This is a genomic window from Cutibacterium modestum, assembly GCF_008326345.1.
In the GTDB taxonomy this organism is placed as follows: domain Bacteria; phylum Actinomycetota; class Actinomycetes; order Propionibacteriales; family Propionibacteriaceae; genus Cutibacterium; species Cutibacterium modestum.
Genome location: NZ_BJEN01000003.1, coordinates 323,014 through 336,949, shown reverse-complemented (window position 1 = coordinate 336,949; position 13,936 = coordinate 323,014). Strand labels below are relative to the sequence as shown.

Genomic DNA, 13,936 nt, shown 5'->3' with positions numbered 1-13,936 from the left:
GCATCACCCCTAGTCAACGCCGATTAGGGGCCCCTCAGAGTCATCAGCGGACTCCAAACAACATCTTTGAGATTCTCAGCCATTTCACGGCGTGTCGCCTTGCGGGTGACAAAAAACTCTTTGGAGCAAGTAGACGAAAACGGTTTTGACAACTTGAATTGCTCTTGTCACGCGAGGTGTTCCTGGTTGGATCGGTGGACGGATCCGGGGAAGAGCCAGGAGCGACTCGAATGAAGGCGGGTCCACACGCCGGAAGGAGTCAGTCCCATGGGTGTAGTGCACCCGCTCCGGGCCGGGGTTGCAACCCTAGCCACCGCTGGTCTCGCAATCGGCGGCAGTCAGTTGTTCGTCCCCCAAGCCCAAGCCTCCAACACCGCAGTCAAGGCCCGCGTGTCCGCTCGCACCGCCGTTAACATTAGAGCCCAGGCGGGCATGAAAGGAAAAATCTTGGGCGTGCTCGAGAAGGGCCAGCAACTCAATCAAACCGGCGCACCCATCAATGGCTGGGTTCCGGTCGCTTACCGTGGCCATACCGCTTTCATCGACCACCACTACCTGTCGTCAGTTGCTTGGCGCCCATCTTCCTCCAACCCCTCCGCCTCCAGCTCTCCGGTCGGATTTGCCCAAGCAACCACCTACGTCAACGTCCGCGCGGGGCATTCTATACGGTCCGCCAAGGTGGGTCTGCTCTCCCCCGGTGAGAGGGTCGGCCTGACCGGACGCTCTTCGCAGGGGTTTAGCGAGGTCATCTATAACGGGGTTCACCGTTGGGTTGGTTCCCGCTACCTGAGCGCCACCCCGGCCAAGCCTGCTCCAAAACCGGCGCCAGCCCCCAAACCAGCCAAAACGGTCTACACCACAGCAAACCTCAACCTACGAAACAGCGCCTCCATGAGCGCCCCCATATACACCTCAGTAGCAAAAGGCACCGCCCTAACAACCACCGGACGCACCACCTCCGAATGGACCCAAATCACCTACCACAGCCGCACCCTATGGGCCTCCACCCGCTACCTCACCACCACCAACAACAAACCTGCCCCAACACCGATCAATAGTGCTCGGGCTGCCATTGTCAACTACGCCATGGCACAGGCAGGCAAGGCCTACACTTGGGGGGGCGAGGGCCCCAACAGCTTTGACTGCTCCGGTCTAGTGATGAAGGCTTACCAGCAGGCCGGAATCGACCTGCCTCACTACTCGGGGTCACAGATCCAGCGTGGCCACCGAATTTCCCTCGACCAGATCCGACCTGGGGACCTTTTCGCCGCCTCAGGTGGCGGTCACGTCAGCATCTACACTGGCGACGGGCAGATGGTGGAAGCAGCGAACCCTCGCGCCGGAGTGCGGCTGAGCCCCATCCGCTCCTCAATGTACCCAGTTCGCATCAATTCAGACCTCCTAAACTGAACTAGCGCGACGCCGGCAGCCTCCAAAGGTTGCCGGCGTCTGCCATGTTGCGAGCCGTGGGCACACTGGTACATGCTCGTCCGCCGCAATGGTCAACAGTAACTCTGGGCGGACGATTTCTCGCCAGTGATACGACCTGGATATGATGGCCTAGTTCGGCAGTTGCCCTTGCATTGATGAGCAACCGCCGAGTCCCGGTCGTCCAGAGGCCTAGGACACCGCCCTTTCAAGGCGGCAACGCGGGTTCGAATCCCGTCCGGGATACTCAAGGTCCTGCATCGACACCGATGCAGGACCTTCTCATGTGTGGGCTGGCTGGTTTGTCAGCCAGCCCAAGCCCATTCACACCTTATCCCCGAAGTCATGTGACCGACGCGGTGAAAGTGCGCACATCAGTCCGAGAGCGTCATCAACACCCACAGCCGGTCAACCGCAGCGGCCATCAGTTCGTCCGTTCCTGCAGAAATGCCCATACGACGTTGGCACTGCCCGATTCGGGCTACTTTTGGCAGGAACGGACAGTAAACCCTGAAGTGCTTCAGGAAACCGCTTAACGCCAAGCTGCCTCTGCCCTTCCACCTCCACACACATCCAGCCCGTGATCGAAGACTTCTCGCCATGTTCGCTTATCGCGAATTTCCACCCCCACAAAGCAGCACCACCAGTCCATACAAAACCCCTAGTCACAGCCACTTTAGGACGACTCGCAAGCCTCAATTTCCCTTCAGGGTCAGATCCTTGCTATATTTTTCGAGCTGCTTCAAGCAGCGGTCAGGCTTGAAAGAGCTAAGGCCCCGTGGCGCAGTTGGTTAGCGCGCCGCCCTGTCACGGCGGAGGTCGTGGGTTCAAGTCCCATCGGGGTCGCTGAAGCGGTGATGAATACATCACCGCTTTCGTGTTCATGAGACCTTTGCGTGAACACGATGGCCGGGTAGCTCAGTTGGTAGTAGCGTTCGCCTGAAAAGTGAAAGGTCACCGGTTCGATCCCGGTCCCGGCCACCTCGCGGAATGGTTCCGTCACTTCGAAGTTCAGCCCCCCGAGAGGCGTGCTTAGGCCGGAACACACCAACCTACGCCGATCCTGGCGTAGCGGAAGAGCACCAACAATCGCGGGCGCCTTCCTCGTTCATGATCTGCGGATAATTCGGGTTCTGTCCAGAAACCAGAGCGTTAAGGCCGATGGTGACAGGCCCGTTGTTTTGTCAGCACCCAAATCAGCAGCCACAAGAGACTCAAAGAGCTCGGTCTGGGCCCGGACACCACCGATTGACAACGGGGTGGCGACACCCGCACCTTGGCCCTCTCCACGTTGGCCATCCAGCCCTTGATGTCGGTCGGGGTCTTAGTGACGCCGGCCCTCCTGAGGCGAGCTGAATTGGCCCACGTCACGGTGACGCGGCAGATGTCAACCAACAAGTAGATATGGCCATCGACCGTGAGCGGGTCGACGAGGGCCTTCGGGAAGACCGACTCACCACCAAGCTCCTTGATGCCGCCGCAAGGGCTGAGATCTTCTTGGCGTACATTCCAAACCTCCGTGTGGTTCGGTCAGACCGCCGTCTCCGGGCGCTCATGCCGCAAAGTCGACCTGTACTGGACGGCGGTGCCCAGCACAGGAAATGTGTCACAAAATATTAACGACGTCCAAAGCGTGTCAGATGTGAGTCATTACGCCAGATAAGCGCCAACCCAGCGCTCCATTTCAGCGAAAACATTGGCCCGAACTGCCGGAGCGGAGAGCACCAAGTCGTGGAGTCCACCCCGGACACGGACCAGCGTGAGATGGCGGCCAAGGTTGACTGATGCACGTGCCAGCCGGTCGACGTTGAGGACGGTATCAGCAGCCTTCATCGACGGCTTCCACGTCGCTGAAAGGTCACTGCGAGCGGATATAAGCACCAACACTGGGACGTCAATGTGCAGCCCCTGAGCCACCTTCTGATGACCATCGAGGATAGCTGCCAGCCATCCAGCACGGGTAGCGAAAGGGGCCCATGACGGGTCCTTCACCTCCGGGACGTCCCATTCCCCGTCAAACTCACGGCGGATTGAGCGACCGAAATTGTCCCGAGACGGAATAGGCAGCACGGTCGTCGGTTCTGCGACACGGACTGACCGAGCCAGTGGCCCGGCTAAGGCTCGGGTCAAGAACGACCCCTGGAGGTCGATCCACGGTGAGTTGAGAATAACCCCGTCAACCCGGCCTGGATGACGTGACACCCACAACGGGACAATGAGCCCCCCTGTGGAGTGGCCCATGATCGTCACCGAATTGTGATCCGCACGCAGCAGTGACACCGCAGCGCTGATTTCCTCATCATATTCGGCCAGGTCACGAACCCAGCCGGCCATCTGACCGGGAACGAGATTTCGCCCGTACCGACGCAGGTCGAGCCCGAGGAAGTCGTATCCCCAACTCTCCACCGCCTCAGCTAGGTGAGCCTGGTAGAAGCAGTCCGACCAGCCGTGGACGTAGAGCATGGCACGACCATGACGTGGCTCACGACGACGCACCACGCTCGCAGTCAGAAGCCCGTCGGGATCTCCAACAGCTTTGGCTGCATGTGGGAGACCGATGCGGGCATATTCGAACCCGTCGAGCAGGGGGTCGTTGAGCCACTTCATGGCCGCATTACCGGCTCAGTCGTCCTCGCCGTAGTGGGCGTACTTTTCAGCCAAATCTGCGTACTCATCTGACAGGCCGTCCTCGTCATGAGGATCCTCCTGCTGATGGTTGTCGCCTCTCAGCTCTCGCTCCAGTGACTCGAGATCCATGTTCACCGAGCGATACTTCAAATCGCGGGCAACCTTGGTCTGTTTCGCCTTTGCACGGCCGCGCCCCATGTGGGTCGACCCCCTCGCTTCTCAATAGCGGCATTGCCGCCCAAAATCATCAACTGTCGTGGAGCACAGGCTACCCGAGCGATGACCCACGTACCAAAGCGGGCCACCGCAAGTTGTGTTTCCGGGAGGAACTGCCTAATGGCGAGGATGGCTTGAGACCAGCGCTGCCCCCGGCTTTTTCGTCGCGTCACGATGGGAAACATGACCGCACTGCCAAGCGGAAAGACCACGCTCAGCAAGCAGATCGATAGCTGTGGAGATGTTCGCGTCGGGCATGACGACGACCATCCCGACTCCCATGTTGAGGGTCGCCTCGATGTCAGGCTGGGAAATGTTGCCCACCTGCTGGACGAGACCGAAGATCGGAGCGGGCGTCCACGTGGACCGGTCGACGGTGGCAACGACGTCGTCGGGGAGGACCCGAGTCAGGTTGTTAGCTAGTCCCCCGCCGGTGACGTGACTCATGGCGTGCACCTCGACCTGGCGGATGAGAGCCAGCAGATCAGCAGCATAAACCGTCGTCGGCTCCAGCAGCTCTTCACCAAGGGTGCGGCCTAACTCATCGACATGACGGTCCAAAGCCCAGCCAGAGTCAGCCAGCAGCACCTTGCGGACTAACGAGTAACCATTAGAGTGCAACCCCGAAGAAGCCACCGCTAGCAGGGCGTCACCCTCCTGCACTCGCTGAGGACCAAGGATGTCGTCGTACTCGACGGCACCCGTCGTAGCGCCGGCAACATCGTACTCGTCGCCGGCCAGCAGGCCCGGATGCTCAGCCGTCTCTCCGCCCAACAGGGAACAGCCAGCTTTCGCACAGGCTGCGGCAATGCCCTTGACGACATTGGCAATCCGGTCAGGGTCGACGTGACCGCATGCGATGTAGTCGGTGACGAACCACGGCTCGGCGCCCACCACGACGAGGTCGTCGACGAGCATGCCGACAAGATCAAAACCGATGGTGTCGTGGACGTCCATAGCTTGGGCGATCGCCACCTTGGTGCCAACCCCATCAGTCGAGGTGGCCAGCACCGGGTGATGGTACTTACCCAGGGCGGAGGCGTCGAAAAAACCAGCGAAGCCGCCCAGGCCACCGAGGACCTCCGGGCGACGGGTAGCGGCCACGTGGGCCTTCATGAGGTCGACGGCGCGCTCACCAGCCTCAATGTCGACTCCGGCGCGGGCGTAGGCGGACTCATTGCTCACTGCTGCTCCTGGTTAGGGTCGGTGTGGGTGGCGTCAGCTAGCACGGCCCGCGCAGAGACAGGCACTTGCACAGGATAGACGCCGTCAAAGCAGGCTCGACAAAGGCTGTCGGTGTCTACATGGGTGGCACGGACGAGGCCGTCAAGGCTGACGTAACCGAGCGAGTCAGCGCCAATAGATCGGCAGATGTCCTCGACGTCGAGGCCCGGGGCGATGAGCTGAGCGCGGGTGGCGAAGTCGATGCCGTAGAAGCAGGGCCACTGCACCGGTGGAGAAGAGATGCGCACGTGCACCTCGGCCGCACCAGCCTCACGCAGCATTCGGACAAGCTGACGCTGGGTATTGCCGCGCACGATGGAATCATCGACCGCGACGATGCGTCGGCCCTCGATGACGTCACGCAGCGGATTAAGCTTGAGCCGAATACCCAGATTGCGCAGGGTCTGGGAGGGCTGGATGAAGGTCCGACCCACGTATGAGTTCTTGACCAGACCCAGGCCGTAGGGAATACCAGACTCGTCGGCATAGCCAATAGCTGCCGGGGTGCCAGACTCTGGCACTGGGATGACGAGGTCGGCGTCGGCAGGATGTTCCTGGGCCAGGATTTTGCCGATCTTGACGCGAACGTTGTGGATCCGTCGTCCGGCGATGACGGTGTCCGGGCGAGCCAGGTAAACGTACTCGAAGATGCAACCTTTGGGGTGGGCCTCGGCAAAACGGCTGGTACGCAACCCAGCGGCGTCGATGGCGATCATTTCGCCAGGTTCGATCTCACGGACGAAGGTGCCCCCGACGATGTCGATGGCCGCAGTTTCAGAGGCAACCACCCAGCCACTAGACAGGCGCCCGAGCACCAGCGGTCGGATGCCTTGCGGGTCGCGAGCAGCGCACAGGGTGTGGTCATCCATGAAGACGAGGCTGAAGGCACCCTGGAGGTGGGGCAAAACCTGGGTGGCGACCTCCTCAAGGGTGCCGTCATAGGTCGTCATGAGGGCGGTTATCAGCGAGGTGTCGTTGCTGGAGTCCATGCGGTCCTTGTGGGGAACCTCGGTATCCGGGGCGCGCTGAGCAACGAGGGCATCGGTGTTGGTGAGGTTACCGTTGTGGGCAAGGGCCAGTCCGCCACCACCTTGACGCGACCTGAACGTCGGCTGGGCGTTGTCCCAGATACTCGCGCCAGTTGTTGAATAGCGGGTGTGGCCGACGGCCATATGTCCTTGGAGAGAGTTGAGGGTGACTTCGTCGAAGACCTGAGACACTAGCCCCATGTCCTTGAAAACCATCATTCGGCGACCGTCTGACACCGCCATGCCAGCTGATTCCTGGCCACGGTGTTGCAGGGCATACATGCCGAAGTAGGTGAGTTTGGAGACCTCCTCACCGGGGGCATAGATCCCGATGACGCCACAGGCATCCTGGGGTCCGTGGTCCTGAGGGTTGAGGTCTGCGGTAAGCCTTCCGTCTGCGCGCGGCACATAAACACACTACCGCAGATCGGTCGCACCCCAGGACCGGGGTTCAGAGATTGTGCGGACGAGTTGGGAAATGGGGAAACGGATTTTCAAGACCCGTCCTGGATTCCAGTTGCGTCAGCACATCGTCAGGCCCTGACCGGGGCCACCCTCCGCGCCACCGGAAGGGCCAACAGGGTCGCCGCCACACCGACTCCCACCGTCACCCCATAGGCGGGAGTCGGCCCGCCCCAGTCAGCGAGACGCCCGGCCAGGGTCGTCCCAAAGGCGTAGCCCAGACTGTTCATCGCCGCAAGCAAGGTCATAACCGTCCCGATTCGCCCCGCCGACGCTGAACTCTCCGCCACACTAAACAAGGTGATCATATACGGGGCCGCCGCCATGCCAAGGATGATGAGGACCGGCACCAGCGGCCCAAGGTGGCCTATCAGCAGCAGGGGAGCTGCAAAGACCGCCAGTCCAGCAGCGAAGAGACGCCACCTGGCCGCAAGATCCAGACGATGAGCCAGCCTTGGCAGGGCCAGCCCGGCAACAGCGCTGCCCACCGAGAGGAGGGCGTGGAATATCCCTGCCAGACCAGGACGTCCCGCCTGTGTGGCAAGGCTGGTCGTTCCGGTCTGCACCGAGCCGAACACTATGCCCATAAAGACCATGCCGACGTTGGTGGCCACAACACCAGCGGTGAACAGCGGGCCGGGGGCATGGTGATCCTGCCGCGACCCCCCAAGTTGCCCAGAATCATCGGCTAGATGGTGCCCAGGTACCAGCTTTGACGTCGGGTCCAGGGCAAACCAACTCCCCAACACCAACAGCATGGCACCGGCTACGAGAAGCCCCGGAACCGGTCCAGCCAGCACAGCGAGGACACCGATTGCAGCCGGGCCGAGAGCGAAGGAGGCTTCGTCAATGGCGCCCTCCCAGGCAAAAGACGTTTCGAGAATCCCTGCCCCCATCGTGGGATTCGCTGCACTCATGGCACGCCAGCGAACCCTGGCCATCGTGCCGATCTGCGGCAGAAAAAACCCCGCTAAACCACCAATCGCGGCCACCACTGGCCACGCAGCACCCATTGTCGCAGCCAGTCCCTCAGCGATAAGGGCTGCGCCACCGACAAGGGACTGCACAAGCAGCACTATTCGCTGACCATGACGGTCCGTCAGAGCACCAAAAAGCGGAGAACCAATCGCGATAGCCAAGGCGACCATACCGGCTGCCAACCCCCCGGGGGCTAACCGTCCCGATACCTGCGGGCTGGACACCAGCAACAGCGTACCCAATTGGCTCATAGCTAGAGGCAGACGAGCCAAGGCAGAGACGGTGACGAACGTCCCGCCAGGCAGCGAGAACAGGGTTCGGTAGCTCACGGAACCGGAGGGCATGAGACAGACCTCTCGATGACGGGGACAACGTGCTGTCCGCGCCTGCCCACCCTTCTGACGCGAATCCCAGTGATCGTCACGCAAACGGGGCAATTCCCCCGCCGGACGTCCCAGGCCCTGCCTGCCGGCTCAGCCGACGGCAGGGTCATTGTACGCGGGAACACCGTGCAGTGGAATTCGCTACTCACTCGGCCAGACCGGCGAGAATGAGGGCCTCGGTGAGAATCGCCCGACGGAAATCACCCAGGTGCAGGGACTCGTCGATGCCGTGCATACGCGAATCCGGGTCCGTGACGGCAGTCACCAACACCGTCGCCGATGGGAAGGCATGCTGCAAGTCGGTCACCAGCGGGATAGCGCCACCGGTGCCCATCTCGACGGGTTCCTGGCCCCACGCCAGCCTGAAGGCCTCCTTGGCAACGTCGGCCTTATCGCCAGTAAAGGGGACGACTCCCGGCTGCCCCAACTGGCCACGAGTCACCTTGATGTGAGCGCCAAACTCGATATGAGACTCTAAGTGCCTGACGAGGGCTTCCATGGCCTCACCAGCGTCCTGACCGGGAGCAACACGCAAACTGATCTTGGCTCTGGCGCTGGCGGGAAGGATGTTGATGGCATCCGCGACTGGAGTGGCATCAATGGCGATGACGGTCACCGACGGTTTGGTCCACATCTTCTCAACAGCGCGTCCCTGCCCGACCCATTGAACACCGTCGAGGACACCGGTCTCCTCACGCAGACGATCCTCCGGATAGTCCAGTTCGGGACCCGCGAATCCCTGCAATCCGTCAACGGTGACCTCACCGGACTCATCGTGCAGGGTTGCGATGAGGCGGCACAGAGTAGTCAAAGCGTCGGGAACGATGCCGCCGAACTGGCCGGAATGCAGGGCGTGGTCGAGGGTGGAAACCTCGACCACGCAGTCGACGACACCGCGCAGGGTGGTCGTAACGGATGGAACGCCCTGCTCCCAGTTGACCGAGTCGGCGACGACGATGACGTCGGCGGCCAGCTCGTCCTTGTGCTTGGCGATGATGGCCTCCATGGACGACGAGCCGATCTCTTCCTCGCCCTCAACGAAAAGGGTGACGCCGACCGGGGGTTTACCGTCGAGGGCACGAATGGCGGCCAGATGGGCCGCGACGCCGCCCTTATCGTCAGCGGTGCCACGGCCATACAGCCGCTCACCCTTCGTGGTGGCGACGAAGGGCTCGGTGTGCCACTCGTCGAGGTTACCGGTGGGTTGAACGTCACCATGGGAGTACAGCAGAACGGTAGGCTTGCCTTCAGGCGCCGGCCAGTGAGCGATGACGGCCGGCAGGCCATCGTTCTCGGTGACAACGGTGACGTCGGCGGCACCGGCTTCCTTGGCCGCGGCCGCAACGAACTCGGCTCCGGACCTCACATCGTCGGGCCGTTGAGAACTGACCGACCGGACTGCCACGTGACGGGTAAGTTGCTCAACAGCATCGTCGAAACCGGAATCAACCTTGGCAGACAGGTCCTTGAGAGCATGAGAAAGATCCATGGTCAAAGTCTAGAGCCGTTGACGTGACGGCTCGTCGGATTGTGAGGTGGTGGCGTGCTCGGGCTGCTCTATGCCTCAGGCAGTCGAGATGCTCATGGAAGCAGATTGAGGCCCAACCAACCCGACGGTCAGGCCACCATCGGTCAATCCCCGTGATATTTGCGGATGAGGGGGGCAAGGACGTCAATAGGCAGTGGGAACACCACCGTCGAGTTCTGATCGGCTCCCAGTTCTAGAAGCGTCTGCAAGTATCGCAGCTGCAAGGATGCCGGACTCTTCGAAAGCTCGTCGGCAGCCTGCCGCAGTTCTCCCGAGGCCTGCATCTCACCCCGCGCGCTGATCACCTTGGCCCGTCGCTCACGCTCTGCCTCTGCCTCGCGCGCCATGGCCCGCTGCATCGCCTCCGGGATTTCCACGTCTTTAATCTCTACGACGGACACCTCCACACCCCAAGGGCCTGTCTGCACTTCAATGATCTCGCGGAGGTCCCTATTGAGGTCCTCGCGATGGGCGAGGAGGGTATCGAGATCTGCTCGGCCCAGGACGCTTCGCAACGTCGTCTGAGCGATCTGGCTCGTCGCGACCGCGTAGTTCTCCACGTTCATGACGGCGCTCATGGGATCCGTCACATTGAACAAGACGACAGCATTGACACGAGCCGGCACGTTGTCCCGGGTAATGATCTCCTGCGGCGGGATCGTCAGGGTCACGGTGCGTTGGTCGACCCTATGCAGCTTGTCGAGACCGGGGAAGATAAACACGAGCCCGGCCCCGTGCAGACCCCGCAGTTTGCCAAACCGGAAGACGACGCCGCGCTCATATTCGGGGATGATCTTGAAGCTCGACACCAGGAACCCGATGATGAGGATGACGATCGCGATCGTCGTGAAGGCCCATTCGAGATCACTCATGCCCTGCTCCTGCTGACGTCGACGCCGCGGTAATACCTGTCCTGGTCAAGCACGCTCCGTGCTTCAGCCTTGGCCACAGCTGCCTGCTCGACCGAGCGATACCGGGTGCGTCCGGATCTCCAGCGGGACCCGTATCGCGCAATGAGGCGATCGGCCTCATCACCTGCTCGGTCGGTCGTCGCTTGCCCATGAACGCCGAAGACCCGGACACGGCCGTCCTCCTGCGCCATCCCGGTATCCGATACTGATGTTTCCAGCGGTAACCCCTCCGGGATATCCACCGGACGATGACGCATGGACGCAGCGGTGGGTACGAGAGCCAGACAGACGATGGCGATGGTCGCCACGAGAGCGACGACCTCCGCCACCGACCGTGCTACGAAAAACATGCCGACCGGCAGGGCCAGCGCCGCGACCATGGCACACACCGTCATGCCGCGATGGAACAGCCCAGCCTCAGAATATGGCCACGGGTCAATAGGCATAGTTACCTCTCGCGCGGGCACTGTCGGCGAGCAGGTGTCCTTGACGGGGCACCTGCCGCAGATCTCATGCTGACCGCGATATCTCACGACCCGCTTCTGTGGGTCAAAACTCGCAGGCCACAGCCAGTGGTCCTCGTGGCACTTCCATCCATCCCGATCGTTGTGGTAGACGAAGTTCGTCGTCTTCCACTCCCGACTCATCCGGGAGCCGTGACGTCCCAGCACGTCCAGCAGCCAGGCAACGATGAGCAGGAGCATGGAATAGCAGCAGGTGAGGATCACCTGGGACGATGTGTTCACTTCGACTCCTCCGACGACCACGCGTACTCACGATCGTCCGCGGTGGGCTCGACGAAGAGGCGTTCTACCGGCAACGTGTCGGAGGTCCTGCCCTCTCGGTGATGTATTAGTCCTTGGAAGGCCATCCACAAGAACGGCAACACCCCGCCGATAATGAAGACAAGGTCACCGGGCATACGAAGCCACTCGAGGACGACGTTACGGTGCTCGGTGACGTAGTTGAGCTGCCGGGCCTCAAAATACCCAGCGCCTACTGACCGGTACAGTTGCAGGATGCCGAGCGGCAACAAGGTGACGAAGACCATCCAGGCCAAGCCAATATTCGTGCACCAGAACGAAATCTTGGCAAGCTTGTCGTTCCATCTGTCCTCGGGTATGAGGTATCTCAACGCGAACATCGCCAAGGCCATGGCCATCATCCCGTAGACACCCATCATGGCTCCGTGGGCGTGGTTGGCGGTCAAAGTGGTGCCAATCTCGTAGTAGGACACGATTGGCAAGTTGATGAGGAAGCCAAAGACCCCGGCACCGAGGAAGTTCCAGAACCCGACCACGACAAGGAACATCACGGTCCAACGGTGGGGGAACGGAGTTGACGACCGTGACTCACGCCGGGCTCCGAGCTGCATGAACCCCCAGGCCTCGACCGTAAGGAACGTCAGTGGGATGACCTCCGCAGCCGAGAAGAAGGCGCCGATAGCCATATGAGCACTCGGAGTGCCCGAGAAGTACAGGTGGTGCATGGTGCCGAGCACACCGCCAGCCGAGTACAGGATGACATCCATGTAGATGACACCTAACGCCACCTTCTCGCGAACGACGCCGAGCATGACGAATATGTATGCGACCATGACAGTGGTGAAGAGTTCAAGGAAATCCTCAACCCACAGATGAACCACCCAGAAGCGCCAAAACTCGGCCACTGACAGCTGGGTATGTGTGCCGGCGAGGAGACCCACGGCATAGAACATCGGGATCGATAACGCCGAGAAGAAAAACACCCACGGCATGTTGCCAACGGACTCAGTTTTCATTCGGGCGCGCATGGCACGCCAAATGATGAACACCCACAGGAACATGCCAAGGGTGAGGAGTAACTGGAACATCCTCGGCAAGTCGAGGTATTCCCACTGTTCACCGAAGACCGGCCCCTTGGCCCATGAGACTCCGTACACCGACAGGGCCTCACTGGCGAGAGAACCGAACACAACGAAAGCCACCGCCCCGAGCAGGACGTAGGTGAGCACGTGCTGCCTCTTGGGCTCCTTGCCCGAGACGAAGGGAGCTAGAAAGATGCCACCTGCGAGGAAAGCAGCGGCCGTCCAGAACAACGCCAGCTGGACGTGCCAGGTGCGGGCAAGGTTGTACGGCAACCATGAGGCCAGATTGAACCCAAAGAAACTCGAGATGTCAGCCCGGTAGTGTTCGGCGGCCGCACCGACAAAAGTCTGCACGAGGAAGAGTGCGGCGATGACGAAGAAAAACCATGCCGTGGCGCGCTGTGACTTGGTGAGCCCGACCTGGCTGGGACGGATGAAGTTCAGTGACGGAGTCTCCGACTCGTGCCATCCGATGTTCCTGCTCCACCGTCCGTAGATCGCGAACATGACTCCGGTACCGCCGATGAGGACGATGAGGGAGAGCGCCGACCAGACGACCATGTCCGCCGTTGGACGGTTCGCCACAGTCGGATCTGCCGGCCAGTTGTTCGTGTACGAATAGCTATGCCCGGGCCGATCCGCAGCTGAGCCCCACGCGGTCCATGCGAAGAAATCGGTCAGTTGCTTGGCTTGTGCCGGGTCCTTAATGTCGTGGGCCAGGAGACCAAGGTTGTGCGAGTTCCTCCCGAAATATGTCGTGTAGTGGGAGACGAGATGGTGGTACGCGGCAGTCTGCTGACGTGACAGGACGAGCACGCCGGTGCGGGAATCGTAGCGGTTAGTACGCCAGTCCTTGATATTTTCCTGGTGCGGTTGGCTTTCCCTTGCCTTGATTCGAGCGTCCAAGGTGAATGTCGCGGCACGGCGCAAGTAGTCGGCGGTGAAATCGGGCCCAAGATACCCGCCGTGACCGACGATGGACCCATACTCCATAAGGCCTCTGTTGTTGAAGGTTTCCTGCCCGGCAACGATGTCATCATGGGTGAACAGCACCTCCCCGGTGGTGGAGACAACTTTGTCAGGTATAGGTATGGAGTCGTTATATGTGTGATAAGCGAGAATGCCCATCACCGTGAATCCCAGGATCATCACGAGGGCGATGCCTTGCACCCACCCCTTACTGACGACCATCGGTCGACGACGAAGCCCCTTTGGGCTCTTGCCTCCATTGCCCATGGCGTAAGAGTATCGTTTATTGACGATACAGTCGTCAATAAACGGCTAGTGCGTCTTCCACACTCTCG

The 13,936-nt window shown here is 61.0% G+C and carries 10 protein-coding genes, 3 tRNA genes and 1 pseudogene; 4 read left to right on the top strand and 10 right to left on the bottom strand.

What is annotated here, in order from left to right:
• The first annotated feature begins 267 nt into the window (after nt 1–267).
• The 4 genes from F1563_RS09865 to F1563_RS09840 all read left to right on the top strand — a co-directional run bounded on the left by F1563_RS09865 (nt 268) and on the right by F1563_RS09840 (nt 2,409).
• Entirely contained in the window at nt 268–1,410 is a 1,143-nt protein-coding gene (locus F1563_RS09865) for a C40 family peptidase (protein ID WP_002527939.1), read from the top strand.
• A 191-nt stretch (nt 1,411–1,601) separates the two neighbouring features.
• Nucleotides 1,602–1,674: transfer RNA gene (locus F1563_RS09855), tRNA-Glu, on the top strand.
• Between the two features lie 526 nt (nt 1,675–2,200).
• Nucleotides 2,201–2,274, top strand: a tRNA-Asp gene (locus F1563_RS09845).
• A gap of 61 nt (nt 2,275–2,335) precedes the next feature.
• Nucleotides 2,336–2,409 (top strand) — tRNA-Phe (locus F1563_RS09840).
• Nucleotides 2,410–2,611: 202 nt separating this feature from the next.
• On the opposite strand, the pseudogene F1563_RS09835 reads toward F1563_RS09840, so the two are convergent.
• From F1563_RS09835 to F1563_RS09785, 10 genes and pseudogenes are all read right to left on the bottom strand, one after another.
• Nucleotides 2,612–2,907, bottom strand: a pseudogene (locus F1563_RS09835) (carbohydrate ABC transporter substrate-binding protein); the annotation flags it as partial.
• A gap of 171 nt (nt 2,908–3,078) precedes the next feature.
• Complete coding sequence (locus tag F1563_RS09825; RefSeq protein WP_002527943.1) at nt 3,079–4,035, bottom strand: alpha/beta hydrolase; 957 nt, start codon at nt 4,033–4,035, stop codon at nt 3,079–3,081.
• Between the two features lie 15 nt (nt 4,036–4,050).
• A complete protein-coding gene (locus F1563_RS09820; RefSeq protein WP_002527944.1) occupies nt 4,051–4,254 on the bottom strand; it encodes a DUF3073 domain-containing protein in 204 nt (67 codons plus the stop codon).
• Nucleotides 4,255–4,389: 135 nt separating this feature from the next.
• Nucleotides 4,390–5,457: a phosphoribosylformylglycinamidine cyclo-ligase gene (gene purM, locus F1563_RS09815; RefSeq protein ID WP_002527945.1), complete on the bottom strand. Its 1,068-nt coding sequence runs from the start codon at nt 5,455–5,457 to the stop codon at nt 4,390–4,392.
• Complete coding sequence (gene purF / locus F1563_RS09810) at nt 5,454–6,932, bottom strand: amidophosphoribosyltransferase (protein ID WP_002527946.1); 1,479 nt, start codon at nt 6,930–6,932, stop codon at nt 5,454–5,456. The genes purM and purF overlap by 4 nt, the downstream gene beginning before the upstream one ends.
• 125 nt (nt 6,933–7,057) lie before the next feature.
• The gene (locus tag F1563_RS09805) at nt 7,058–8,308 is read right to left on the bottom strand and encodes an MFS transporter (protein WP_002527947.1); all 1,251 of its coding nucleotides are present in this window, start codon (nt 8,306–8,308) and stop codon (nt 7,058–7,060) included.
• Between the two features lie 184 nt (nt 8,309–8,492).
• A complete protein-coding gene (locus F1563_RS09800; protein ID WP_002527948.1) occupies nt 8,493–9,836 on the bottom strand; it encodes a dipeptidase in 1,344 nt (447 codons plus the stop codon).
• A gap of 143 nt (nt 9,837–9,979) precedes the next feature.
• Complete coding sequence (locus F1563_RS09795) at nt 9,980–10,747, bottom strand: slipin family protein (RefSeq protein ID WP_002527949.1); 768 nt, start codon at nt 10,745–10,747, stop codon at nt 9,980–9,982.
• Nucleotides 10,744–11,532: a hypothetical protein gene (locus tag F1563_RS09790; protein WP_007434104.1), complete on the bottom strand. Its 789-nt coding sequence runs from the start codon at nt 11,530–11,532 to the stop codon at nt 10,744–10,746. Before F1563_RS09790 ends, F1563_RS09795 begins: the two co-directional genes overlap by 4 nt.
• A complete protein-coding gene (locus F1563_RS09785; protein WP_007434105.1) occupies nt 11,529–13,868 on the bottom strand; it encodes a nitric-oxide reductase large subunit in 2,340 nt (779 codons plus the stop codon). Before F1563_RS09785 ends, F1563_RS09790 begins: the two co-directional genes overlap by 4 nt.
• Nucleotides 13,869–13,936 lie beyond the last annotated feature (68 nt).

What these genes read in the sequence shown, in the direction of transcription:
- F1563_RS09865 (WP_002527939.1), top strand. Translation starts at nt 268, where the DNA reads ATGGGTGTAGTGCACCCGCTCCGGGCCGGGGTTGCAACCCTAGCCACC.
- F1563_RS09825 (WP_002527943.1), bottom strand. Translation starts at nt 4,035, where the DNA reads ATGAAGTGGCTCAACGACCCCCTGCTCGACGGGTTCGAATATGCCCGC.
- F1563_RS09820 (WP_002527944.1), bottom strand. Translation starts at nt 4,254, where the DNA reads ATGGGGCGCGGCCGTGCAAAGGCGAAACAGACCAAGGTTGCCCGCGAT.
- F1563_RS09805 (WP_002527947.1), bottom strand. Translation starts at nt 8,308, where the DNA reads ATGCCCTCCGGTTCCGTGAGCTACCGAACCCTGTTCTCGCTGCCTGGC.
- F1563_RS09800 (WP_002527948.1), bottom strand. Translation starts at nt 9,836, where the DNA reads ATGGATCTTTCTCATGCTCTCAAGGACCTGTCTGCCAAGGTTGATTCC.
- F1563_RS09795 (WP_002527949.1), bottom strand. Translation starts at nt 10,747, where the DNA reads ATGAGTGATCTCGAATGGGCCTTCACGACGATCGCGATCGTCATCCTC.
- F1563_RS09785 (WP_007434105.1), bottom strand. Translation starts at nt 13,868, where the DNA reads ATGGGCAATGGAGGCAAGAGCCCAAAGGGGCTTCGTCGTCGACCGATG.